This is a genomic window from Escherichia sp. MOD1-EC6098 (assembly GCF_002965865.1).
Classification (GTDB): Bacteria; Pseudomonadota; Gammaproteobacteria; order Enterobacterales; family Enterobacteriaceae; genus Escherichia; species Escherichia marmotae.
The window spans coordinates 21475-46584 of sequence record NZ_PTSN01000009.1; the positions used below are offsets into that span (position 1 = coordinate 21475).

Here is a 25110-nt window from a genome sequence, read left to right on the forward strand (position 1 = left end):
AAAATCACCTAAAATCGCCCGCTCGCGGCATACCCACTATGCCATTTTCTCTTTCAACGCAGGCCAATCATGACTAACAGCAATCGCATTAAGCTCACATGGATTAGCTTTCTTTCCTACGCACTCACCGGTGCGTTGGTTATTGTCACCGGGATGGTGATGGGGAATATTGCAGATTATTTCCATCTGCCCGTTTCCAGTATGAGTAACACCTTCACCTTCCTCAATGCCGGAATTTTAATCTCTATCTTCCTCAACGCCTGGCTGATGGAAATCGTCCCGCTGAAAACGCAGTTACGTTTTGGCTTTCTCCTGATGGTGCTGGCGGTTGCTGGTTTGATGTTCAGCCACAGTCTGGCGTTGTTCTCAGCGGCGATGTTCATCCTCGGGGTGGTCAGTGGTATCACCATGTCGATTGGTACGTTCCTGGTTACACAAATGTATGAAGGGCGTCAGCGCGGTTCTCGCTTGCTGTTTACCGACTCCTTCTTCAGTATGGCCGGGATGATTTTCCCGATGATCGCGGCATTTTTGCTGGCACGTAGCATTGAGTGGTACTGGGTTTATGCCTGCATCGGGCTGGTGTACGTCGCTATTTTTATTCTGACCTTCGGCTGTGAGTTCCCGGCACTGGGCAAACATGCGCCAAAAAATGACGTTCCGGTAGTGAAAGAAAAATGGGGGATTGGCGTGCTGTTTCTCTCCATTGCGGCGCTGTGCTACATCCTCGGTCAGTTAGGTTTTATCTCCTGGGTGCCGGAGTACGCCAAAGGTCTGGGCATGAGCCTGAACGACGCAGGAACGCTGGTAAGCAACTTCTGGATGTCGTACATGGTCGGCATGTGGGCCTTCAGCTTTATTCTGCGTTTCTTTGACCTGCAACGTATTCTGACCGTGCTGGCAGGACTGGCCGCGATTCTGATGTATGTCTTTAACACTGGAACACCGGCACATATGGCGTGGTCTATTCTCGCTCTGGGCTTCTTCTCCAGCGCGATCTATACCACCATCATCACCCTGGGTTCACAGCAAACCAAAGTGCCGTCCCCAAAACTGGTTAACTTCGTCCTCACCTGCGGAACCATCGGCACCATGCTGACCTTTGTGGTTACTGGCCCGATTGTAGAGCATAGCGGTCCACAGGCGGCGCTGCTCACTGCAAATGGTCTGTACGCTGTGGTATTCGTGATGTGCTTCCTGCTGGGTTTTGTCAGCCGTCACCGTCAGCATAACACCCTGACCTCTCATTAATTGCCAATATCGGGCGGCGCTTTCGTCGTCCGGTTTTTTCCTCTCTTCCCCTCAACCTATCCTCATATCTTTAAACTCTCTTATTTTGCCTATTTTTTGCACACACACGAAATGTCAGACAATTCCGTAACTTAAGAATATTTATACAAATCAGTAATATACTCCTTAAGAGGTATATAAAGGTGAATTTGATTTGCATCAATAAGTGGGGTTGCTGAATCGTTAAGGTAGGCGGTAATAGAAAAGAAATCGAGGCAAAAATGAGCAAAGTCAGACTCGCAATTATCGGTAACGGTATGGTCGGCCATCGCTTTATCGAAGATCTTCTTGATAAATCTGATGCGGCCAACTTTGATATTACCGTTTTCTGTGAAGAACCGCGCATCGCTTATGACCGCGTACACCTCTCGTCTTACTTCTCTCACCACACTGCCGAAGAGCTGTCGCTGGTGCGCGAAGGCTTTTATGAGAAACACGGCATTAAAGTTCTGGTCGGTGAGCGCGCGATTACCATCAACCGTCAGGAGAAGGTGATCCACTCCAGCGCCGGACGTACCGTTTATTATGACAAGCTGATCATGGCGACCGGTTCCTACCCGTGGATCCCGCCGATCAAAGGTTCTGATACCCAGGACTGTTTTGTCTATCGCACCATTGAAGACCTCAACGCCATTGAATCCTGCGCCCGTCGCAGCAAGCGCGGTGCCGTTGTTGGTGGCGGCCTGTTAGGCCTGGAAGCCGCTGGCGCGCTGAAAAACTTAGGCATTGAAACCCACGTTATCGAATTTGCCCCTATGCTGATGGCGGAACAGCTTGATCAGATGGGCGGCGAACAGCTTCGTCGCAAAATCGAAAGCATGGGCGTGCGCGTTCACACCAGCAAAAACACCCTCGAAATTGTGCAGGAAGGTGTCGAAGCACGTAAAACCATGCGTTTTGCCGACGGTAGCGAGCTGGAAGTTGACTTTATTGTCTTCTCTACCGGTATCCGTCCGCGCGATAAGCTGGCGACTCAGTGTGGCCTGGACGTGGCTCCGCGTGGGGGTATCGTTATTAACGATTCCTGCCAGACTTCCGATCCGGATATCTACGCCATCGGTGAATGCGCAAGCTGGAACAACCGTGTGTTTGGTCTGGTAGCACCGGGCTACAAAATGGCTCAGGTGGCTGTTGACCACATTCTTGGTAGCGAAAACGCATTTGAAGGTGCAGATCTTAGCGCCAAGCTGAAACTGCTGGGCGTAGACGTGGGCGGTATTGGCGATGCGCATGGTCGTACACCAGGCGCGCGTAGCTATGTTTACCTCGACGAAAGCAAAGAGATTTACAAACGTCTGGTTGTCAGCGAAGACAACAAAACGTTGCTCGGTGCGGTACTGGTGGGCGATACCAGCGACTATGGCAACCTGCTGCAACTGGTACTGAACGCCATTGAACTGCCGGAAAACCCGGACTCGCTGATCCTGCCTGCCCACTCTGGCAGCGGTAAACCGTCTATCGGTGTTGATAAACTGCCGGACAGCGCGCAAATCTGCTCCTGCTTCGACGTCACCAAAGGCGATCTGATTGCTGCCATCAACAAAGGCTGCCACACCGTTGCAGCGCTGAAAGCCGAAACCAAAGCGGGTACAGGCTGCGGTGGTTGCATTCCGTTGGTTACTCAGGTGCTGAACGCCGAACTGGCGAAACAGGGCATCGAAGTCAACAACAACCTGTGCGAACACTTCCCATATTCGCGCCAGGAACTGTTCCATTTGATTCGCGTTGAAGGCATTAAAACCTTCGAAGAACTGCTGGCAAAACACGGCAAAGGCTACGGTTGTGAAGTGTGTAAACCCACCATCGGTTCGCTGCTGGCGTCCTGCTGGAACGAATACATTCTGAAACCGCAGCATACTCCGTTGCAGGATTCTAACGATAACTTCCTCGCTAATATCCAGAAAGACGGCACCTATTCGGTGATCCCGCGTTCTCCGGGCGGTGAAATTACCCCGGAAGGTTTGATGGCTGTAGGTCGTATCGCACGTGAATTTAATCTCTACACCAAAATCACCGGCTCCCAACGTATTGCGATGTTTGGTGCACAGAAAGACGATCTGCCGGAGATCTGGCGTCAACTGATTGAAGCGGGATTCGAAACCGGTCATGCCTATGCGAAAGCGCTGCGTATGGCGAAAACCTGCGTGGGTAGCACCTGGTGCCGCTACGGTGTTGGCGACAGCGTCGGCCTCGGCGTAGAACTGGAAAACCGCTACAAAGGCATCCGCGCACCGCACAAAATCAAGTTCGGTGTCTCTGGTTGTACCCGTGAATGTTCAGAAGCGCAGGGCAAAGACGTAGGTATCATCGCCACTGAAAAAGGCTGGAACCTGTACGTTTGCGGTAACGGCGGCATGAAACCGCGTCATGCGGATCTGCTGGCAGCGGATATCGATCGCGAAACGCTGCTCAAATATCTCGACCGCTTCATGATGTTCTACATCCGTACTGCCGACAAACTGACCCGTACCGCACCGTGGTTAGAAAACCTCGAAGGCGGCATCGATTACCTGAAAGCGGTGATCATTGATGACAAACTGGGTCTGAACGCACATCTGGAAGAAGAGATGGCGCGCCTGCGTGAAGCTGTAGTGTGTGAGTGGACTGAAACGGTCAATACGCCGTCTGCACAGACTCGCTTCAAGCACTTCATCAACAGCGACAAGCGTGACCCGAATGTGCAGATGGTGCCTGAGCGCGAACAGCACCGTCCGGCAACGCCGTATGAACGTATTCCGGTAACTCTGGTGGAGGACAACGCATGAGCCAGTGGAAAGACATCTGCAAAATCGATGACATCCTGCCTGAAACCGGCGTCTGCGCGCTGTTAGGTGACGAGCAGGTGGCGATTTTCCGTCCGTATCACAGCGACCAGGTGTTTGCTATCAGCAATATCGATCCGTTCTTCGAATCCAGCGTACTGTCACGCGGGCTGATTGCGGAACATCAGGGTGAGCTGTGGGTAGCCAGCCCGCTGAAAAAACAGCGTTTTCGCTTAAGCGACGGCTTGTGCATGGAGGACGAACAGTTCTCCGTCAAGCATTACGAAGCACGAGTGAAAGACGGCGTAGTACAACTGCGCGGTTAATGTTTTAACGGGAGGCGCAATGCCTCCCCTTTTTGCATTGTCCTGTAATAACCTTCGGTATATTGCAGGACATTTTTTAAACTCTTTGTTTTATTTTTTGTTTTTATTTTTTAAGGATAATCAAATGTTTACAGACACTATCAATAAGTGTGCGGCGAACGCTGCGCGCATCGCACGCCTGTCGGCAAATAACCCGCTTGGCTTTTGGGTCAGCTCCGCAATGGCGGGAGCTTATGTGGGTCTTGGGATCATCCTGATTTTCACGCTCGGCAATTTGCTCGATCCGTCCGTGCGTCCGCTGGTGATGGGGGCAACTTTTGGTATCGCCTTAACGCTGGTGATTATCGCCGGTTCTGAACTGTTCACCGGACACACCATGTTCCTCACCTTTGGGGTGAAAGCAGGCACCATCAGCCACGGGCAAATGTGGGCAATTCTGCCGCAAACCTGGCTGGGTAATCTGGTCGGTTCCATCTTCGTAGCGATGCTCTATAGCTGGGGCGGCGGTAGCCTGCTACCGGTGGATACCAGCATCGTCCATTCTGTCGCGCTGGCCAAAACCACCGCACCGGCGATGGTACTGTTCTTCAAAGGCGCATTGTGTAACTGGCTGGTTTGCCTGGCAATCTGGATGGCGCTGCGCACCGAAGGCGCGGCGAAATTTATCGCTATCTGGTGGTGTCTGCTGGCGTTTATCGCCTCCGGCTATGAGCACTCCGTTGCCAACATGACGCTGTTCGCCCTCTCCTGGTTCGGCAACCATAGCGAAGCCTACACTCTGGCGGGCATTGGTCATAACCTGCTGTGGGTGACGCTGGGTAATACTTTATCTGGCGCCGTATTCATGGGATTGGGTTATTGGTATGCTACGCCGAAAGCTAATCGTCCGATTGCGGACAAATTTAATCAAACTGAAACGGCTGCAGGTTAATCAGTAAGGGGTTTTACGTGGATCATTTGCCTATATTTTGCCAATTACGCGATCGCGACTGTCTGATTGTCGGCGGCGGTGATGTCGCGGAACGCAAAGCCAGGTTGCTGTTGGACGCAGGCGCTCGCTTAACGGTGAATGCATTAGCGTTTATTCCGCAGTTTACCGCATGGGCAGATGCTGGCATGTTAACCCTCGTCGAGGGGCCATTTGATGAAAGCCTTCTCGATACCTGTTGGCTGGCGATTGCGGCTACTGATGATGATGCGCTTAACCAGCGCGTCAGCGAAGCCGCTGAATCTCGTCGTATCTTCTGTAATGTGGTAGATGCACCGAAAGCCGCCAGTTTCATTATGCCGTCCATTATCGACCGCTCACCGCTAATGGTAGCGGTCTCCTCCGGCGGCACATCTCCAGTCCTGGCGCGCCTGCTGCGCGAAAAACTCGAATCACTACTGCCTCTCCATCTGGGTCAGGTGGCAAAATATGCCGGACAGTTACGCGGTCGGGTGAAACAGCAGTTCGCCACAATGGGTGAGCGTCGCCGTTTCTGGGAAAAACTGTTCGTCAATGACCGTCTGGCGCAGTCGCTGGCGAACAACGATCAGAAAGCCATTACTGAAACGACCGAACAGTTAATCAATGAGCCGCTCGATCATCGTGGTGAAGTGGTGCTGGTTGGCGCAGGTCCAGGCGATGCCGGGCTACTGACGCTGAAAGGCCTGCAACAAATTCAGCAGGCTGATGTGGTGGTCTACGACCGTCTGGTTTCTGACGATATTATGAATCTGGTACGCCGCGATGCTGACCGCGTTTTCGTCGGTAAACGTGCGGGATACCACTGCGTACCGCAGGAAGAGATTAACCAGATCCTGTTGCGGGAAGCGCAAAAAGGCAAACGCGTGGTGCGTCTGAAAGGCGGCGATCCGTTTATTTTCGGGCGTGGCGGCGAAGAGCTGGAAACGCTGTGCAATGCAGGCATTCCGTTCTCGGTGGTTCCGGGCATTACCGCAGCTTCTGGTTGCTCTGCCTATTCGGGTATTCCGCTAACACATCGCGATTACGCCCAGAGCGTGCGCTTAATCACCGGGCACTTAAAAACGGGTGGCGAGCTGGACTGGGAGAATCTGGCGGCAGAAAAACAGACGCTGGTGTTCTATATGGGGCTGAATCAGGCCGCGACCATTCAGCAAAAGCTGATTGAATACGGAATGCCAGGTGAAATGCCGGTGGCGATTGTCGAAAACGGTACGGCGGTTACGCAACGCGTGATTGACGGTACGCTCGCGCAACTCGGTGAACTTGCGCAGCAAATGAACAGCCCGTCTTTGATTATTATTGGTCGGGTCGTTGGCCTGCGCGATAAATTAAACTGGTTCTCTAACCATTAATTTAAAAAAAATTATCTAAGGCCGGATATTTCTGGCCTTTTTATTTACAATAATCACCATATTAATTTTTATTTTCAGCAGACATAAAACAACTTTTTAACTAATTTGTTTTTTAACAACTCCCCACAGTTACAGTGGCTTACAAATATAATTGAATTATTAATAGTCCACTCACTGACGTGTCATAGATATTCCTGTATTGTCTCTAACGAGCTGTTTGCTTATATTCACATAATTAATGAATATTACTCGATATATTTTACATAGGGAATGAGAATGAACAAGTTTATTAAAGTAGCATTGGTAGGTGCGGTACTGGCAACGTTAACTGCATGTACTGGTCATATTGAAAACCGTGACAAAAACTGCTCTTATGATTACCTTCTGCATCCGGCAATTTCTATTTCTAAAATCATTGGCGGCTGCGGTCCGACTGCACAGTAATCTCTTAACAGAGATCGGTTAATGCTGTTTTAATTACCTGACGCCCTCTATTTTTACCAGAGGGTGTATTTGTTTTTACCTTGCCTTTAAAAATATCGTTCACAGCAGTTAAATACAGGCAATACTCTCGCGCAAAATACGCAGCACTGTCTCCTCACCACTACGATTAGGATTAATACGAATCGCACAATGTTCTAATTGTGGATTCGCCTGACGAAATGTCCCGGAAAGACGATAAAAGAGCGGCGGAATTTCATATTTCGACTCCGCACCAACTGGATATGGCAATGCACCGCGTTTCTGCGCTTCTTCCAGCACCCTTGCAGCAATCGGCTGATGGAACTCCACAATCAACACCTTCGACTGCGCATTGGCAATGACGGCGCTTTTAACTTGTGGCACTGCGCCACCGTTGAGCAAGGTCAGCAACCTTTCAGATACTCTCGCCTGTACTGCATGCATCACTGGCGCAAAAACCAGTCCGCGCAAGACTTCCAGCGCCTGAGCGCCCTGAATCTGGCTGCCTCCGGAGTAAAGCGTGGCACGAATACGGTTGATGGCATCAGCATCGCCTACCACCGCACCAACACCCTCCGGCCCAAACAGCTTGAAGCAGGAAAAAGTTGAGACATTCGCCCCGCATTCGCAGCCAATCCGCGCCACCTTCATCACCGCATAGTTGTCATCAGTTAACGCTGGAACACCCGCCAGGCGCAACGTTGCCAGCACATCTGCCAGAATGTAGCAATCCTGCGGCTGCTGGCGTGTATGTTGCACCAGTGCTGCATCTGGTTGTTGCTCTTCGACGATTTGCTTAAGTGCCGACAGGTCATTGAAATCAGCGGTAATAAGCGTCAGCCCCATCTGCTCAATAATGACCCGCGTAGTCGGATAAACAGGCGCATCATGTACCAGAAGACGCTGCCCGGGCTTGAGCAAAGCTGCCAGCCCGGCACGGATCGCCCCAGTGCCAGCGCCTTGCACCAGCGCCGCCGCTTGCGCATGAAACACACCCGCCAGTACCTGTTCCACACGTTGAGTAATGCGCGGTTGATTCAACCCCGGCGTTAATCCCAAATCACCACAGGTAAGGAACTCACCGCCAGGGAAATAGCGGCAAATCGTGTCCACCAGCGCAAACTGCTTTTGCTGTGCTTCAGCAAGAGTCAGGCTTTGCAAGGGAAACGTCTTCATAAGTGCATTCCTTAAGCCGGAACAAACAAGCCAAGCCAGTAAAGAACATTCAGCAGAATGCCGGTGATCATCACTGCCACCACAGGTGCCGCCATTTTCTGTACCGGACGCCCCAGAGATTCGTTGAGGAAGTAAATGGCGACCGCAATAGAGAATCCGGTATAACCCGCCATTTTGATTGCCGCGAAAATCGAACCGACCAACAGAGCCACTTCCATCAGCATATTCATGGCGTTACGAATGTTATCCGACGCATTACGCACTGACGGGTAGCGCCCCAGCCATTTACCTATCGACCGTAACAACAAAACTTCCGCCGAAATAACCACTGCGCCCAATACCGCCGCAACCATCGGATTAGGCGAGAGATAGCCCACCGCATAGACAAAGGTAAAGCCAGCAACCGCATACACCCCCGTGGCTAACGCAGTGGTGGCAATCAACGGCACAAAACCCAGCCCGCGCATAAATTCTGCCAGCGCCGCCTGATTGATCAGCGTTTGCGATTGCTCCGGCGTGACGCCTGCGGAGTACGCTTTCTCAAGGGTGAAGATCGACACTTCGCTACCAGCAAAAATTTTCATACTGGCAACAGCAGCGATCAGCGCTCCGACAATGGCGATATACGGAAGATTTTTGATAATCCGCGACGTGCGCTCTTCAAAGACCGAAAATCCGCTGGCATCGATATCATTTTCATCACGATGACGCAGGTCGTGAGTTATCGCGATCCCCAGCAGCATTACCATGCCAATAAAGATTTCGATGGATTCCGGATTAAGATGCGGGAAATAACGCACCACCACGACGCGAGTCATCAACACGACGGCGGCAGCGATCAGGCTTTGCTTCCAGCCAAACTGGTAGAAAATCGCCACCAGCGGGAAGAGTGCAAAAGCAGAAACTACCGGAGAGCTTAATTCCCCCAGACTACCTAAAACATCAACCGGCAGCGCAGTCAGCAACTGGTTTACCGGCAGCAGGCAGGTGAGGATCAGTATCCCCCAGATTGCGCCAAGGCCAAACGCCATCAGGCTGTTTATCGCCAGTACGCCGAGGATATCGGTAGGAAGAAAAAGTAACCATGCGTTGAGCAGGCCGGTTTTCAGGGTAAAGGAGATCCCCACCGATGCCACAAAACCAATACTCAAACCGAAAGCGATACTCCCCGCCTCGCGACGGTTCATATAGCCTTCAATCAATTGTGGCAGGATCGGGCGAATACCATCATGAAATACGGCCGCCGAGCGATGTGCCAGAAGTGATGTCATACCGGTCAGGCACGCCACCACGATAATCTGAATATACAGATCCATAGTCGTGCCTTTTATTTCAGATGGTTAATCAGCATCGGAATCGCGTGTTCAACGTGCTCAACGGAAAGCCCAAACGCCACCTTTCCTTCAGCGATCATTTTGGCGATATGCTCGTCTTTCGCTTTAATACCAGGCCTGGCAATGGTGCAACTTTTGTTATAACCAATCACCGCGATAGCAATCGACAATGCCGCACCTGCGCCGGTATTACACGCGCCGATGTAGTAATCCAGTTGCCCGGATTTCACTTTCATTGCCGCTTCCATGTCGTTATAAATGAAAACTTCAAAACAGCCAGGAGCCGTCGTTTCAATGGTTTTTTTAATCTGCTCACGCTGTAAGCCTGCAACGCCAATCTTTTTCATGAGTCTGTCCTTATTGGAAAAATTGAGAGGGAGTTTCACGTAACATCACATCCACATCGGCCTGACTGAATCCTGACTGGCGCAACTGCGGAATAAAGGTGGTAAATAAAAAGTCATAGCCATAACCACCGTTGGCTTTTAAATGGGAACGACGAGTAATATCCATCGACAGCATGACGCGGTTAAGCAATCCACGGTCGCGGAGCGCGTGAAGCATCGCAATACGCTTCTCATCCGGGTAGTAACTGTTCTTGCCAATGGTGTCGAACTGCACATACGCGCCGAGATCGATCATCTTTAAAATGTTGTCGAGGTTGTCTTTAAGATCGCAGTGCCCGAGGGTGACCCGCGAAAGATCGACACCGTGGGATTGCAGTAGAGCCAGTTGTTCCAACCCCATAGTGCTAAAAGATGTATGAGTGGAAATGGGCCGTCCGGTCTGGTTATGCGCCAACGCGGCGGCAATGAAAACTTTCTCTTCCAGCGGCGTGATTTTGCCCTCACTGGAGCCAATCTCCGCGATGCCCCCGGCTTTCAGTTCTGTGCCATCGATACCCTGTTCAATTTCATCGACCATCTCTTGCGCCAGCTCCTGCACGCTGCGGGTCGCCACATGCTCCGGGAAAAAGGCATCCTGGTAATAACCAGTACAAGGCACCACGTTGATTCCCGTCTCACGCATCACATCGAGCATAAATTGCGCATTGCGGCCCATGTAACGATTGGTCATCTCAATCACATTACGAACGCCCTGCGCCATCAGGTCGTTCATCTCCTGGCAAATGAACGCATATTGATCAAGGCGGCAATCCACGTTGTTTTTAAAGCCGGAGAGATCAATATGCAGATGCTCATGAGCAAGGGTGTAGCCGGTCGAATCGATGGTCATAAAGAGTCACCCTGAAAGCGAAGGGAAGATAAAAAAGAGCTGCCGTTTTGTGGCGGCGAAGCACGGAAAAATTCACATACCGTGGCTCCAACATCAGAGAGCGTGGGATACACACCCAGACGAGTGGCAGCCAATCCACGCTGATAAACCAGCACAGGCACTACTTCGCGGGTATGGTGGCTGTGGCCGATAGTCGGGTCGTTACCGTGATCAGCCATGACGATCAGGCAATCATCCGGCTGCATCGCCTCAACAAGCAGGGCAAGATTACGGTCAACGACCTGCAAACGTTCGGCATAACGTGCGACGTCTTCTGCGTGGCCGGCGAGGTCGGTTTCCTGAATATTGGTGCAAATAAAGGCTGTCGGATGGGCGTTAAATTCGTCGAGAGTGATATCCATAATCCGTTGGCTATCCACCAAATTTTGCCAGCTCATTCCATGAGGATTGCTGACGATATCCGCCACCTTACCCACCAGCACCGTAGGTACGCCTACCTGATGCAGTTGTTGCGGCACCTGCACTTTTTCATCGACACCGTAGCCCATATGTACAACCTGGAAACCGCTGTCATAAGCGCCGGAACGCGGTGCATTTATGCCAATAAAACGCCCTTCCTTGCTTTCTGCGGCATCAAGAATGCGCTGGCTGTCCTGCAACAGGCCGCCAAAAGTAATAACCCTGCCAACCTGTACCTGCTCACGCACCACACGACCAATCTTGACAACTTCATCGAACGGTATCGCAGAGAGATTGGCGGTAACGTTATAGACCTGGCCTAAATCCGCTTCGAGATTGTCGCCAACTGCCACGGCCTGGTTTACCCACAGAAATTGCAACGCATCGCCACGGCGTTCGACCTGCCAGCCCGCAGCCATTAAGGCTCGTTCAACACGATCAATAACGTCGCGAAAGGGCATCCGCAGCGGCGGCAAGGGGCGCGTACCTAAAATTTCCTGATGCCCCATAAAGGTATCGCCACCTTCATGTTGCAGTTCTGCTACGCCCCAGACTGCGCAATCCGATGGCTGCATATCACCCGGCGCATAACCCAATGCATTGATTAGCCCCAGCTTCTCAAGAGTCGGCAACTGTAAATGCGGCAACTGGCTAAGAATGTGACCACAGGTATTCGCCCCGGCATCCTGTGGGCGTACCCGCGCAACATCTTTCATTGCGCCTACGCCAAAACTATCGATCACTAACACCACAAATCGCGCCATTTACGCCTCCAGAAGGTTGCCGAGGCTGTCATAGCGACCAACAATTTCCGCCGCGCCGCGCTGAATACCGGACACCAACACCACATCGCTACGGGTGACAAAAATCTGCGTACGAAAACAGAGCACCACCGCGCTACTTACCGGAAACTCACCAGCCAACGGCAGGTAATAGTCGATACTGTTGTCATCCACTGTTTTGAGAAGTGTTTCTGTGATGCTTTGATTTTCTGGAGTAAAAATAAGAGCGTGATGTGCATGACCACGGCGATAGTAACCACCGCCATAGCAATAACTGTCGCCACGGAAGTGGTGGGAAATTTCACTTAACCAAAGCATGGCGATACGTTCGGGTTGATCGCCCTGCTGGTTTGCCGGAATAGTGCCGGTCAGCGCATGACCAGGTTCGGCATGGGTAACACCATATTGCGCTAACACCGGCAACGAAGTGCAACTGGTCGCTGAAGGCGCGTTTAGTTGCTCAAGGGCAGTGCCAGATTTAGCCAGTTGATCCCGCGCCTGTACCAGCGTGTGAAGATTCGGCGTGGGTAAAACTTTCCCGCTTGTTTCATCCCAAAGCAGGCAAGGGAAATGGGTAAGTCCCGCTAAATGTAGTCCTGGTAGTTTTTGGATTTCAGCGACAATGTCATGCAGCGTATTTTGGGTAAAACCGCTCTCCTGCCCTGGATAAAGGAAATCATCGTCGCTATAAACTTTGAGCAGCACAGACTGTACGCATCCAGCCTTCACCGCTGCCGCAGAAATTTCCCGTGCTTTATCGAGGGTAAACACAGTGATAACACCGGTTCCCTGTTCAACGGTGTCAGATACCTGGTGACAAGGGATTTGTACCAGATGCCCCTGATGCGCCACCGGCAAACCGGCGCGACGCATCACTCGTGCCTCTTTGTAGTCCACCGCCACAATGCCGCTGTAGCCCAGCGCCAGCAGCTTTTCCGCCAGCCACGGGTTACGACCGAACTGCTTAGTCATCAGATACAGTTCAATACCGTAAAGCCGTGCTGTCTCAATGAGTCGCTTACCGTTTTCCAGTACCTGATCCACGTCGATCACCCAACAGTCCGGGGCGATCTTGCCCTGCTGCCACAGGCTTAATGCGGCAGAAATCAGCGCCGGGTTCTGGCGTTTCAATGCTTCTAAAAACATCTTGTTGCCTCGTTTCTGTTCCTTAATTCAAATATTCATTTTTTTGAATATTTAAGATGTACGACGTGGATTTGCCATGTGCTTCAAAGGTCTTCGTTAGCGGCCATCCATAATCCATAAAGGTTGGCCAGCAGATATCCTTCTTCACACGGGTTAACTTCCAACGCGAATCCCTGCAATAACACCCGATGCAACTGCATGATCGCTGGCCAGTGGCTGGATTGCGCCAGTTCCGTCAGTAATTCGTCATCCAGCGGCAGTATCTGTTCACCGCGACGGCTGCGCATCAGCGCACTCGCCATATGCGTCATCGCCATCGTTCCCTGCTCGCTACGTATGGGCAGATGACATTCTGTTTCCAGAATCTTGACAACCTGCATCATGCCTTTACAGATGTCCTTATCTATGACCCCTGCATCACAAAGCAGGTTGAGTCTGGTTTCCATTTTAGATGCCTTTTATTTAATAACTGGGTTCCTGTTCCCCGCTGACCACCCGCTGTTGATGGGCAAGCAGGGCGTGTTTATCAACAACCGCACGCAGTAATTGTTGCATTGGGCAATCATCAGCTCGCGTCAGGATCACGGCTTCGGTGGCCTGCAAAAATCGCGGATCGTCTGTGAGCGGCGTCGCTTCTAATCCAAGCATGGCCAGTTCGCTTTCTGCCACCACATTCCAGATCACCGCATCGACATCACCTTTGACAATGCGCTGCAAACTCTCGTGATAGGAGAGATCGACGCGCTCCACACTGCGATCACCAAAAAAGACATCGGTCATGATTTTCTGATCCGCCGAGCGACTATCCAGCCCAACACGCTGCACATTACCGGATTCACCTTTGCGACAAATCAACTGGTGCTCGCCAACGTAGGTGTGCGGCCCCAACTCCAGTGCGAGGCATAAACCTTTTTGTGTGAGATAACTTTCTGCCGCCAGCCGGGAAACCACTGCCATGTCATACACACCGTTAAGCAAACACTCCACGCGAATATCCGCGCCGCGCATATGCGCATAGTAAAAAGGAATGCCATCAAACTGGGCTTTTAACCCGCTCGCCAACCCTTCGTACAGACGGGTATAAGGCAGAGGCATCGCACAGACTACATTGTTGATATCGACATGGCTCAACAGCGCTTTGTTATCCATCTCCGCCAGGAAACTGCCATTACGCCCGCGACGTTCAATGCGTATCGCGCCGCTTGATTCCAGCGTTTTTAGCGCGGCCTGCGTCAGGCCAACGGACGAGCGGCATTCAGTTGCCAGCTCATCAATCGTTTTCAGGCGATTACCGCATTTTTCACCCAACAAATAACGGGCCAGCGTCGTGATGACGACACCTTCTTTTTTGATAAACGTTCGGCGCATAGTAAATTTTCAATAAAGTGAATATTTATATATTCATTAAAATGAAGATAAGTGGCAACCACGAGAGATGGAAACGGCGAGATGCTTCACATTTTTCCGGATTACTGCGAAAAAGGGACAAAAAAACCGGGTTTCCCCGGTTTCAGAGTGATGATAAAAGCAAAACTGCATGATGCGCTACGCTTTCCTTCAACATGTTGAATTTACAACATTTTATAGGCCAGATAAGGCGTTCACGTCGCATCTGGCATAAACAAAGCGCACTTTGCCAACAATGTTGAATTACGGCTTCGCTACAAAACCAATTGCTTCGTAAACCGCTTTCAGCGTGCGGGAAGCGTGTGCGCTGGCTTTTTCTGCGCCGTCTTTCATCACCTGTTGCAGGAAGGCTTCGTCATTGCGGAAACGGTGATAACGCTCCTGCAATTCAGTCAACATTCCGGAAACCGCTTCTGCCACTTCGCCTTTCAGATGACCATACATTTTGCCTTCGAACTGTTTTTCCAGCTCCGGGATGCTCTGGCCAGTCACTGCAGAAAGGATATCCAGCAGGTTAGAAACCCCCGCTTTGTTCTGCACGTCGTAGCGAACTACTGGCGGCTCGTCGGAATCAGTGACCGCACGCTTGATTTTCTTCACTACCGATTTCGGATCTTCCAGCAGGCCGATAACGTTATTGCGGTTATCGTCAGACTTGGACATCTTTTTGGTCGGCTCCAGCAAAGACATTACGCGCGCGCCAGATTTCGGAATATACGGCTCTGGCACTTTAAAGATATCGCCATACAGCGCGTTGAAACGCTGGGCGATATCACGGCTCAGTTCCAGGTGCTGTTTCTGATCCTCACCGACCGGCACCAGGTTGGTTTGATACAGCAGGATATCTGCTGCCATCAGCACCGGATAGTCAAACAGACCAGCGTTGATATTCTCAGCGTAACGTGCAGATTTATCTTTGAACTGAGTCATCCGGCTCAGCTCACCGAAATAGGTATAGCAGTTCAGCGCCCAACCTAACTGTGCGTGTTCCGGTACGTGGGACTGAACAAAGATGGTGCTTTTCTCAGGATCGATGCCACAAGCCAGATACAGTGCCAACGTATCCAGCGTCGCTTTACGCAGCTTCTGTGCATCCTGGCGCACGGTAATAGCGTGTTGGTCAACGATACAGTAAATGCAATGGTAGTCATCCTGCATGTTTACCCACTGACGCAGCGCACCCATGTAGTTACCAATGGTCAATTCACCTGAAGGCTGTGCGCCACTAAAAACGATGGGCTTAGTCATTTTTCGATTCCTGATTTTCGCTTTGCGGAAGCCCTAATGCGGGCAGAAGGTCATTGAGAGACTGATAAATTACATCAGGCTGGCTAAGTTCGATAGCCTCGCCGTAGTTATATCCATAGGTTAAGCCAACAGAAGGACAACCGGCCGCTTTTGCCGCCTGAATATCATTGCGAGAGTCGCCAACAAACAGCATTTGTTGTGGAGCAATGCCCATACGTTCAGCCACCAGTAACAGCGGATCCGGATGCGGCTTTTTGTTTTGTACGTCATCGCCACCGATGACCACGCTAAAGTATTTGGCGATATCTAAAGCTTCAAGCAATGGCGCAACAAACGGCGTCGGTTTGTTCGTGACCAGACCTAACGGCAAGCCTTTGGCCTGCAACGCACCGAGCGTATCGGCAACGTGTGGAAACAAAAACGTCCCTTCTTCAGCAACCTCGCCATAGTAGCGGTCAAACAGCTTACGCATAATACGCACCTGTTCTTGCAATGGGATGTCGTCATCAACAGGCGGCTTACCCATCGTTTTACGCAGGGTCGCACGTTCCTGACGCGCCCAGGTCAGTGCTCGTTCCATCAGAACATCTGCGCCGTTACCAATCCAGGTAATAACTCTTTCTTCGCCTGCGACAGGTAACTCCAGCGCGTACAGCGCCATATCTACCGCGGCAGCAAGACCGGGAGCACTGTCAACCAGCGTGCCATCGAGATCGAAGGCAACGCCCCGAATATCTTCAAACTTATTCATGACTTACCTTTGCCAGTTCACTGCGCATTTCATCAATGACTTTTTTGTAGTCTGGCTGGTCGAAAATGGCCGAACCAGCGACGAACATATCCGCACCCGCCGCAGCGATTTCGCCAATGTTATTAACCTTCACTCCGCCATCCACTTCCAGGCGGATATCGAAACCAGACTCGTCGATGCGGCGACGCACTTCGCGTAGTTTATCTAACGTTTGCGGAATGAAAGACTGGCCGCCAAAACCGGGGTTAACTGACATCAGCAGGATCACATCCAGCTTATCCATCACATAGTCCAGATAACTCAACGGCGTGGCCGGGTTGAACACCAGACCCGCTTTACAGCCATTTTCTTTAATCAGTTGCAGCGTGCGATCAACGTGCTCTGAGGCTTCAGGATGAAAGGTAATGATGCTGGCACCTGCGGCAGCGAAATCCGGCACAATGCGATCAACCGGTTTCACCATCAAATGTACATCAATAGGGGCGGTAATGCCGTAGTTACGCAAGGATTTCAGCACCATAGGTCCAATCGTCAGGTTGGGAACGTAGTGGTTATCCATGACATCAAAATGCACGACATCAGCGCCGGCTGCCAGGGCTTTTGCGGTATCTTCACCCAGGCGGGCAAAATCAGCCGACAGAATTGAGGGGGCAATCAAATACTGTTTCATCCGCTTCTCCTTGAGAATTATTTTTTCGCGGGTGAAACGACTCCTGGTTTGTACAAAGCCAGCAGTTCGTCCACCTTTTTACGTGTGCCGCCGTTGCTGCTTATACTGCGTCGAACTTTGACGACATGCAATTTTGCGCGCTGATACCACTCGCGCGTTAGCGCAGTATCATGATTGGAAATCAGTACCGGGATCTGGCGATCAACCAGACCTTCAGCAATCTCCGCCAGATGCGCTTGTTGTTCAAGAGTAAAACTATTTGTGTGATACGCCGTAAAGTTGGCGGTTGCAGAAAGTGGTGCATAAGGCGGATCGCAATAAACGACGGATGCATCATCCGCGCGCGCCATGCTGTCGGCGTAAGACTCACAATAGAAAAAGGCATTCTGCGCTTTTTCGGCAAAGTGATACAACTCTGCTTCCGGGAAATAGGGTTTTTTGTAACGGCCGAATGGCACATTAAATTCACCGCGCAGATTGTAACGGCACAGACCGTTGTACCCGTAGCGATTCAGATATAAAAACAGTACCGCCCGGCGGAAGGGATCCTGACTTTTGTTGAACTCTTCGCGGAACTGATAGTAGACCTCAGCGCAATTTGTCTCAGGAACAAACAGCTCGTGAGCAGCCTGTACGTACTCATCGGTACGCGTCTTCACAATGTTGTAGAGACTGATCAGGTCGCTATTGATATCAGCAAGGACATAACGAGAAAAGTCGGTGTTGAGAAACACCGACCCGGCACCCACAAAAGGCTCAACCAAACATTCGCCCTTAGGCAAATGTCGTTTAATATCATCAAGCAGGGGATATTTGCCCCCTGCCCACTTCAAAAAAGCGCGATTTTTCTTCATGCTGACTAACTAATTACACCTTCTCCGGCTGTGGAGAAAGCTCCGACAGCATCCAGCGCTTCAGGCAGTTCCCGCAACGGTAAACCATTGCGGGAAATAGCCTTGATTACTTCAAATCGGCCTGTACCTGACGCAGCGGTTTCGCCCACGGGTTTTTGGCCTGAACATCGGCTGGCAATGTAGATACCGCTTTTTTCGCTTCTTCTTTCGAAGCGTACACGCCAGAAACCAGGACATACCACGGCTGACTGTTACGCGTCGTTTCATAGACAACGTAGTTTTTCAGATTCTCTTTCTTCGCCCAACCGTTCAGGTTGTCGTAGTTAGAAGAACTGCTTAGCTGCAGAGTGTAATGGCTGGACGGTGCCGATTTCAACGAGCCGACATTGCCTGTGGTCTTCGCCCCAGCGGCTGGTGTTGCCGTGGTTTGCGCCGGAGATGCCGTTTGTGCAGGCTCCGTGCTGGCGGTCGCTTTTGGCGCAGGCGTTGCTACTGGCGTAGAAGTCGCAGCAGGTGCCCTGGTGCTCACCACTGGCGCAGCCGGTTCAGTATGCTTCGGCTGTTGTGCTACTGGCTTCGGTTCCGTTTTCACGGTTGCTTGCGGTTTCTTCGGTTCAATCACCGTCTGCTGACGTGCCGGACGCGTGGTGGTCGGACGTTCAGCAGTTTGCGTTTTCGCCGTATCACGCGATGCATTGCCATTGCGAACTGGGGCTACAGTCGCAGGTTCGGTCGGCAGCGTGGAGTTGACCGCCACATTGTTCAACTGCTGCTGATTTTGTGGTTGTGTCAGCGCGTTATTCAGATCGCCCTGCACTTCAACACGTTGCTGCCCATCCATTGCCGCCGGGGATTGCCCCTGGGTCGGCGTAGAAGAGATCGGTGGCAGAGAAACATCCTGCTGGGTATTTTGCGCAGACGTGGTTCCCGGCGCTGGCTGCACACCATTCGCCTGATCGACCGCATTACCAGAAAGATCAATACTCTTCTCACCAGACGCAGTTTGATCGCTGGAAGAGGTCGAGGGGGCTTTTAGCGCAGAACCGATACCGATGATCAACAACAACAGAACCAGAATGCCGACGCCCATCATCATATACTGACGAGAAGCCGGTTTGCTGGCTGCTTTTTTACGCTTACGCGGACGACGCTCTACGCGCTCTTCATCCACAGCTTCATCTTCGGAATCATCAATTTCTTCTTCGATTTCCGGTTCATCATTGCGCTCTTTTTGCGCACGAGTCGGACGGCGATCGTCAGTGTCATCAAGTTCAATATCATCAAAATTGATCTGCGGTTCGCCACGTTCAGTACGTTCTGAACGCTCAGAAGATTGACGAGAACGACCAGTACGACGATCGCTGGGATCGGGTTTCAGCTCGTCTTCTGGTTTGAATTCATCCATTTAACACCCCACTAAAAGGTTAATGCTTACCACGTTGCAATTAACCTGAAGCTAATAGACCACTTAATAAGCGGCCTGACCTTTCTTGTTGTTACGCTGATTGACAATCGGCAATAGCATTAAGAACAAGCTCGTGCGATACGCCGCCGCGAACTTCGCTTTTACCAATTGCCAACGGAAGAATTAAGCGCATTTCTCCCGCAAGGACTTTCTTGTCACGCAGCATATGCGGTAAATATGCCTGCGCGGACATTTCGCGCGGCCCATTAACCGGTAACCCAGCCCGCGTGAGCAGAGTAATAATACGCTGCGTTTCGGCAGAACTGAACTGCCCAAGACGTTCCGACGTCCGCGCCGCCATCACCATACCTGCAGCAACCGCTTCGCCGTGTAACCAATTGCCATAGCCCATTTCAGCTTCAATGGCATGACCAAAGGTATGTCCCAGATTCAGTAAAGCACGTAAGCCGGATTCGCGCTCGTCGGCAGCAACAACTTCTGCTTTCAGCTCGCAACAACGACGAATACAGTACGCCATTGCCGAACCATCCAGACCGAGCAATGCATCCAGATTATCTTCCAGCCAGTTGAAAAACTCACCGTCAAGAATAATGCCGTATTTGATGACTTCCGCCAGCCCCGAAGCTAACTCTCGCGGGGGGAGCGTTTTCAGACAGTCGAGATCCACCACCACGGATGCTGGCTGATAAAAAGCGCCAATCATATTTTTACCGAGGGGATGGTTGACTGCGGTTTTGCCGCCGACGGAAGAGTCCACCTGCGACAGCAGTGTCGTCGGGACTTGAATGAAGCGAACACCGCGCTGATAGCTCGCCGCTGCAAAACCGGTAAGATCGCCCACTACACCGCCGCCAAGCGCTACCAGCGTCGTATCGCGACCGTGCAGCTTTTGCAACAACGCCGTAAAAACGGTGTCGAGCACTGCCAGGCTTTTATACTGCTCGCCGTCAGGAAGGATAACGCTATCAACGTTAACACCCGCCTGTTCAAGTACGCCGCGAACCTTATCGAGATACAAGGGAGCCAGGGTTTCGTTGGTGACCAACATCACCTGCTCGCCCGATTTCAGCGGTAAGAATGAAGCTGGTTCGTTAAACAAACCAGATGCGATGGTAATTGGGTAACTACGTTCCCCGAGAGTAACGACTATCCTCTCCATAACGCGACATCCACCTTAATTACTGTACCCGCAGACGAGTGTATATAAAGCCAGAATTAGTTGCTTTCCAGCATGTGAATAATCTGGTTTGCGACCACTTTGGCGCTTTGATCATCAGTACGAATGGTCACGTCGGCAATCTCTTCATACAGCGGATTGCGTTCATTAGCCAACGCTTCCAGAACTTCACGCGGCGGCGTTTCAACGTGCAGCAACGGGCGTTTTTTATCACGCTGCGTGCGCGCAAGTTGCTTTTCGATGGTCGTTTCAAGATAAACGACAACACCACGTGCGGAAAGACGGTTACGCGTTTCGCGGGATTTCACAGAGCCGCCGCCAGTAGCCAGCACAATACCCTGCTTCTCGGTCAACTCATTGATGACCTTTTCTTCGCGTTCGCGGAAGCCTTCTTCGCCTTCTAAATCGAAAACCCAGCCCACATCAGCTCCGGTTCGTTTCTCAATCTCTTGATCGGAATCGTAAAATTCCATATTGAGTTGTTGAGCTAACTGGCGCCCAATAGTGCTTTTTCCGGCACCCATAGGCCCAACCAGAAAGATATTGCGTTTCTCTGCCATTTTTTCGGTACTACTAAGACTATTCGTTAATGATAAACCCGCTTCGCTCAGAGAGCGCCGCAGGACATGAACTGAAACCTCATAAGATATTGCGAGAGTCAGACTGAAAATTATCTCAATACTCCAGCGGGTTTGGCAACTGAATAAATCGCCCCTCCCTCTGCATATCTGGTCGTTGCAGGTGCACTGCCTTGCTATCACCGCTCTGGCGATAAATCACCGGGTAAGATTAGCGTAAAAAAGACAGCAAAATGCCGCGTGAAAGATAAATCACCATCATATAACGCAGGCAGCAAGGAACACCGACTCTCAAATCGGTACTCCTTGTATGCTAAATACCTGCGCACGTCAAATAGATGAAACATGTTCAGCATAAAAACATCGCCGTTTTTGCGGTGATTTACTCACTGGAAACCAACCGTGGCGTGATAAACACCACTAACTCACGTCGTTCATCTTCTTTTCCGTCATGACGAAATAATTGCCCGAACCAGGGGATATCGCCCAGCAGCGGTACGCTATCCTGTCCCGATTTATTTTTACGGGTAAAGATGCCGCCCAGTGCCAGCGTTTCTCCGCTTTTGACTTCAACCTGCGTTTCGATCTCCTGTTTATCAATCGCCAGCACTTCGCCATCGGCCTGTTGTAGTACTTGCCCCGGCACGTTCTGGCTGATGTGTAATTTCAACCGGATGCGGCCTTTTTGTAACACTGTAGGCGTGACCTCCATTCCCAGTACGGCCTCTTTAAATTCCACCGACGTCGCGCCGCTTTCACCGCTGGAAACCTGATACGGGATCTCGCTTCCTTGTTTAATGCTGGCAGGCTGGAGATGCGAGGCCAGCAGACGCGGGCTGGCGATAATATCCAGTTGTTGTTTTTGTTCGAGTGCGGAAAGCTCCAAATCCAGTAAACGCCCGTTGATGCGCCCAATGTTAAACCCGATATGCGTCGTCGCCGTCGCCACGGAAAGATCGCTTCCAAGTGCGGTCACTTGCCCAACGCCACCAGCTTGTTGCGCATCTGCCAGCGTCCATTTCACCCCCAATTCCCGCAAACTTTTTTTATTAATAGTGACAATGTGCGCCGACAGTTCAACTTGCCCGACCGGCAAATCCATTTGCGCAACCCACTGTTCCAGCGCAGTTAACGCAGCTTTGTTATCACGTAGCAAAAGGCGATTGGTGCGTTTATCGACGGTCATACTGCCTTTGGCGCTAAGCAACTTCTCCCCTGCTTTCGCCAGCTCTCCGGCATCTGCGTATTGCAGAGTAATATTGCGATTTTCCAGCGGAAGATTCGCCTGCGCCCGCGCCTGTTCAGCCTCCTGACGGGCGATATTGTCATTCTGCCAGGCAACAGAATGCACCGAGAGAATGTTGCCTTCCTGGCGCGTTATCAGCCCGGCGCTTTTCACTACGGTTTGTAGTGCCTGCTTCCAGGGAACGTCAGTGAGATGTAATGACACCGTACCGTTGACGTCAGGCGAGACCACCAGGTTTAACTTTTCCTGTTCAGCCAGTGCCTGTAAAACCTGAGCTACCGGAACATCATCCACCATCAGCGTGACTTTTTGCGGCTTTGCCGCCTGTACGATGGGTATCATGATTATCAGCAGTAGCGCGGCTATCCATTGCTTCATTTTTATCTCCTTGCCGTTGCCACAACCACTGTGGCGGTTCGCAGTTTTTTCCGGTTCTCAGCGTTAATGTTTCTGGCGTCAGTTGAAAAATCGTCCAGCCATTCTCCAGCACATCGTTTTGCTGTACCCGTCGCCATTTCTTTTGGCCATCTTTTATTACGCCAATAACGCGGTCGCCTCGCCCTATTATTCCCTGATAACGCCACTGGCTGAGTTCGCTAATCCGGCATATATCCTCCGGCGGTTTAAAAGGGTCACGCATCCCCGTTAAAAGGCATAATGCAACACCCGCCAACAACCAGCGTTTACCCCTCATGTGGCGTCTCCAGTTGTAGCGTGAACAAAAGTTCATCACCTTCCACGCTTAACGAAAAACGGCTCACGCTGACATTGCGTTCTGCCAGGCGTGTAAATGCAGACGGCACCGCTTCCCAAAGCGTTTTCAACGCCAACTCGCCTCCCTGGGCGGACGGGTGCCAGTAAACCAGTTGCGCGCCGGGCAACTGAAAATCCAGCGGCGAAAATGGCAATGTCTTTTCTTCGCTGATGAGAGTGGTATCTACCAGGCGATACAGTGCGACGGATTGCTGGTGATTCGTTGCTCGCAGTCGGGTTAATGCATCGCTCTCTTCCTGGCGTGCCAATGAAAGAAAGAGGAGCGTGAATAACACCAGCAACCAGAGCGTCCACCCAAACAGGCGGATACGGGGTGATGTGGCATACCACCAGTCAAAGAACGTGTTCATCGCTAACTTTCCTTGTTAACCGATACTCAAATTGCCAGCGTCCTTGTGCATCCTGCTGCGTGGCCCCACGCTGGTTGAGCTGAAAAGTAGCATCCTGACGAAGTGACGTTTCCAGCGCATTTAACGCGGTAATGTTCGCCGTAAGTCCCTTTACCTCCAGCGTTCCCTGCTGCCAGCTTATCGTGGTCAGCCAGGCGTGCTCCGGTAAAAGCGTCGCCAGTGACTCCAGTGCAGATTGCCAGTCGCGGGTAAATTGTCGCTGGCGCTGACGTTGCAAACGCTGTTCGCGAAATTGTTGGCGCTCCAGCAAACGCGGCTTAGTAACCTGTAAGCCACGGGCAATTTGCTGTTCTGCCTGAAGTAAAACAGCATCTACGCGAGCTTCGGCGTTGCTTGTCAGACGCAGCATTTGCGTTATCACAACAGCCAACAGCAAAGGAGCAACGAACATCAGCAACCAGAAGCGAAAAAAGGTTGTCCGGCGTTGCTGTCGCCAGGGCAAAAAATTGATTGGCGGATTCATCAGCGCGTCTCCCCAAGCGCCAGACCCAGCGCAATAGCGAAGTCTCCACCAGGCGGCGGTAGCGGCGGCTGACGAACAGAAACCGCGTCCCAGGGGTCAAACCCACCTTCACCACATATCGCGACACTTTCGGGGTCAACAGCTAACGCCGCCGCCAGCTCATTCGCGCTTGTCATCCCTACCGCCAGTTTGCGCCCCCAGCTATAACGCGTCGCCCATAGCCACTGTTCGTTATCACGCCAGGCCAGGCACCGCTGATGAGAGGGTAAAAAAGGCAGGAATCGCTGCAAAGCGCAGGCGTCTGGGGTAATCGCACTAACGTGAACACGCAATCTTTCTGCCAGGGTAAGCAGCGTCGCCAGCTCTTTGCTTTGCGCAGCGGTCACGTTATAAGCAGGGCTTAGCGAATCTTCGCTGTAATCAAAGCGCAGGGAGTCCGGTTCCATATCCAGCTCGCGGGCCATCGTACCTGTCAGCCAGGCCGTTTGCTCCCGTTCACCGAGGGACATCGCCGGACGCGGTATTGCCCTCTGTAACGTGCGGCTGGCAGGAAATGCCAACATAATGTGATGACGGCGCGGCAGTTCACGACTCCACGGTAACAACGTTTTGGCCAGCCGTTCCGCGTCAATAATGCGCCCATCTTTGATAATGTCTGTTGCCAGCGGCAAGCGCCACCAGCGTTGTAAAAAGCATTCTTTAGCGTCACGCACGATAGCAACCGCCACCGCTTCTTGCTGTTGTAAATGCAAACCAATTTGCCAGATCTTAAATGCCATTGTGATGATCTCCTTATCCCCCGTCACTCTGA

26 protein-coding genes are annotated in these 25110 nt (G+C 51.6%); 6 read left to right on the top strand and 20 right to left on the bottom strand.

Features of this window, described 5'->3' with window-relative positions; translation table 11 throughout:
• Nucleotides 1–69 precede the first annotated feature (69 nt).
• The 6 genes from tsgA to C0K55_RS11290 all read left to right on the top strand — a co-directional run bounded on the left by tsgA (nucleotide 70) and on the right by C0K55_RS11290 (nucleotide 7144).
• On the top strand, nucleotides 70–1251 hold the full coding sequence (tsgA, locus tag C0K55_RS11260; RefSeq protein ID WP_000185221.1) for an MFS transporter TsgA: 1182 nt from the start codon (nucleotides 70–72) through the stop codon (nucleotides 1249–1251).
• 260 nt (nucleotides 1252–1511) lie between these two features.
• Nucleotides 1512–4055 (top strand): NADPH-nitrite reductase large subunit, encoded by a 2544-nt coding sequence (gene nirB, locus C0K55_RS11270; protein ID WP_000049234.1) that lies wholly within the window; start codon nucleotides 1512–1514, stop codon nucleotides 4053–4055.
• The gene (gene nirD, locus C0K55_RS11275; RefSeq protein WP_000084764.1) at nucleotides 4052–4378 is read left to right on the top strand and encodes a nitrite reductase small subunit NirD; all 327 of its coding nucleotides are present in this window, start codon (nucleotides 4052–4054) and stop codon (nucleotides 4376–4378) included. The genes nirB and nirD overlap by 4 nt, the downstream gene beginning before the upstream one ends.
• Before the next feature lie 124 nt (nucleotides 4379–4502).
• Nucleotides 4503–5309, top strand: coding sequence for a nitrite transporter NirC (gene nirC, locus C0K55_RS11280; RefSeq protein ID WP_000493561.1), 807 nt, complete (start codon nucleotides 4503–4505; stop codon nucleotides 5307–5309).
• A 17-nt stretch (nucleotides 5310–5326) separates the two neighbouring features.
• Entirely contained in the window at nucleotides 5327–6700 is a 1374-nt protein-coding gene (gene cysG / locus C0K55_RS11285) for a siroheme synthase CysG (protein ID WP_000349875.1), read from the top strand.
• Between the two features lie 276 nt (nucleotides 6701–6976).
• Nucleotides 6977–7144: a YhfL family protein gene (locus C0K55_RS11290; protein WP_001031834.1), complete on the top strand. Its 168-nt coding sequence runs from the start codon at nucleotides 6977–6979 to the stop codon at nucleotides 7142–7144.
• 108 nt (nucleotides 7145–7252) lie between these two features.
• Here C0K55_RS11290 and C0K55_RS11295 read toward each other — a convergent pair whose 3' ends face one another.
• From C0K55_RS11295 to hofM, 20 genes are all read right to left on the bottom strand, one after another.
• On the bottom strand, nucleotides 7253–8338 hold the full coding sequence (locus tag C0K55_RS11295; RefSeq protein ID WP_105266371.1) for an aminotransferase class I/II-fold pyridoxal phosphate-dependent enzyme: 1086 nt from the start codon (nucleotides 8336–8338) through the stop codon (nucleotides 7253–7255).
• Nucleotides 8339–8349: 11 nt separating this feature from the next.
• Entirely contained in the window at nucleotides 8350–9654 is a 1305-nt protein-coding gene (locus C0K55_RS11300; protein WP_000366842.1) for a YhfT family protein, read from the bottom strand.
• Nucleotides 9655–9665: 11 nt separating this feature from the next.
• Nucleotides 9666–10019: a DUF2620 domain-containing protein gene (locus tag C0K55_RS11305; RefSeq protein WP_001517214.1), complete on the bottom strand. Its 354-nt coding sequence runs from the start codon at nucleotides 10017–10019 to the stop codon at nucleotides 9666–9668.
• Nucleotides 10020–10029: 10 nt separating this feature from the next.
• Nucleotides 10030–10908 carry a phosphotriesterase-related protein gene (locus C0K55_RS11310; RefSeq protein ID WP_105266372.1) on the bottom strand — a complete coding sequence of 293 codons (879 nt, stop codon included), beginning with the start codon at nucleotides 10906–10908 and terminating at the stop codon, nucleotides 10030–10032.
• Nucleotides 10905–12131 carry a phosphopentomutase gene (locus C0K55_RS11315; protein WP_105266373.1) on the bottom strand — a complete coding sequence of 409 codons (1227 nt, stop codon included), beginning with the start codon at nucleotides 12129–12131 and terminating at the stop codon, nucleotides 10905–10907. The genes C0K55_RS11310 and C0K55_RS11315 overlap by 4 nt, the downstream gene beginning before the upstream one ends.
• Nucleotides 12132–13295 carry a YhfX family PLP-dependent enzyme gene (locus tag C0K55_RS11320; protein ID WP_016249276.1) on the bottom strand — a complete coding sequence of 388 codons (1164 nt, stop codon included), beginning with the start codon at nucleotides 13293–13295 and terminating at the stop codon, nucleotides 12132–12134.
• Nucleotides 13296–13378: 83 nt separating this feature from the next.
• A complete protein-coding gene (locus tag C0K55_RS11325) occupies nucleotides 13379–13741 on the bottom strand; it encodes a hypothetical protein (RefSeq protein ID WP_000450044.1) in 363 nt (120 codons plus the stop codon).
• Nucleotides 13742–13757: 16 nt separating this feature from the next.
• On the bottom strand, nucleotides 13758–14663 hold the full coding sequence (gene yhfZ, locus C0K55_RS11330; RefSeq protein WP_105266374.1) for a GntR family transcriptional regulator YhfZ: 906 nt from the start codon (nucleotides 14661–14663) through the stop codon (nucleotides 13758–13760).
• 282 nt (nucleotides 14664–14945) lie between these two features.
• Complete coding sequence (trpS, locus tag C0K55_RS11340) at nucleotides 14946–15950, bottom strand: tryptophan--tRNA ligase (protein ID WP_000165548.1); 1005 nt, start codon at nucleotides 15948–15950, stop codon at nucleotides 14946–14948.
• Complete coding sequence (gene gph, locus C0K55_RS11345; RefSeq protein WP_001517219.1) at nucleotides 15943–16701, bottom strand: phosphoglycolate phosphatase; 759 nt, start codon at nucleotides 16699–16701, stop codon at nucleotides 15943–15945. The genes trpS and gph overlap by 8 nt, the downstream gene beginning before the upstream one ends.
• On the bottom strand, nucleotides 16694–17371 hold the full coding sequence (gene rpe / locus C0K55_RS11350; protein ID WP_000816280.1) for a ribulose-phosphate 3-epimerase: 678 nt from the start codon (nucleotides 17369–17371) through the stop codon (nucleotides 16694–16696). The genes gph and rpe overlap by 8 nt, the downstream gene beginning before the upstream one ends.
• A gap of 17 nt (nucleotides 17372–17388) precedes the next feature.
• Complete coding sequence (gene dam / locus C0K55_RS11355; RefSeq protein WP_000742158.1) at nucleotides 17389–18225, bottom strand: adenine-specific DNA-methyltransferase; 837 nt, start codon at nucleotides 18223–18225, stop codon at nucleotides 17389–17391.
• Between the two features lie 106 nt (nucleotides 18226–18331).
• Nucleotides 18332–19630, bottom strand: coding sequence for a cell division protein DamX (damX, locus tag C0K55_RS11360; RefSeq protein WP_105266375.1), 1299 nt, complete (start codon nucleotides 19628–19630; stop codon nucleotides 18332–18334).
• Between the two features lie 91 nt (nucleotides 19631–19721).
• Nucleotides 19722–20810: a 3-dehydroquinate synthase gene (gene aroB / locus C0K55_RS11365; RefSeq protein ID WP_105266376.1), complete on the bottom strand. Its 1089-nt coding sequence runs from the start codon at nucleotides 20808–20810 to the stop codon at nucleotides 19722–19724.
• 56 nt (nucleotides 20811–20866) lie between these two features.
• Nucleotides 20867–21388 carry a shikimate kinase AroK gene (aroK, locus tag C0K55_RS11370; RefSeq protein WP_000818619.1) on the bottom strand — a complete coding sequence of 174 codons (522 nt, stop codon included), beginning with the start codon at nucleotides 21386–21388 and terminating at the stop codon, nucleotides 20867–20869.
• A gap of 400 nt (nucleotides 21389–21788) precedes the next feature.
• A complete protein-coding gene (gene hofQ, locus C0K55_RS11375) occupies nucleotides 21789–23030 on the bottom strand; it encodes a DNA uptake porin HofQ (protein WP_000815959.1) in 1242 nt (413 codons plus the stop codon).
• On the bottom strand, nucleotides 22939–23346 hold the full coding sequence (locus tag C0K55_RS11380) for a DUF2531 family protein (RefSeq protein ID WP_001517222.1): 408 nt from the start codon (nucleotides 23344–23346) through the stop codon (nucleotides 22939–22941). The genes hofQ and C0K55_RS11380 overlap by 92 nt, the downstream gene beginning before the upstream one ends.
• The gene (locus tag C0K55_RS11385) at nucleotides 23336–23776 is read right to left on the bottom strand and encodes a HofO family protein (protein WP_001517223.1); all 441 of its coding nucleotides are present in this window, start codon (nucleotides 23774–23776) and stop codon (nucleotides 23336–23338) included. Before C0K55_RS11385 ends, C0K55_RS11380 begins: the two co-directional genes overlap by 11 nt.
• Nucleotides 23760–24299, bottom strand: coding sequence for a PilN domain-containing protein (locus tag C0K55_RS11390; RefSeq protein ID WP_105224511.1), 540 nt, complete (start codon nucleotides 24297–24299; stop codon nucleotides 23760–23762). The genes C0K55_RS11385 and C0K55_RS11390 overlap by 17 nt, the downstream gene beginning before the upstream one ends.
• Nucleotides 24299–25078 carry a DNA utilization protein HofM gene (gene hofM, locus C0K55_RS11395; protein WP_105266377.1) on the bottom strand — a complete coding sequence of 260 codons (780 nt, stop codon included), beginning with the start codon at nucleotides 25076–25078 and terminating at the stop codon, nucleotides 24299–24301. The genes C0K55_RS11390 and hofM overlap by 1 nt, the downstream gene beginning before the upstream one ends.
• Nucleotides 25079–25110: the final 32 nt, after the last annotated feature.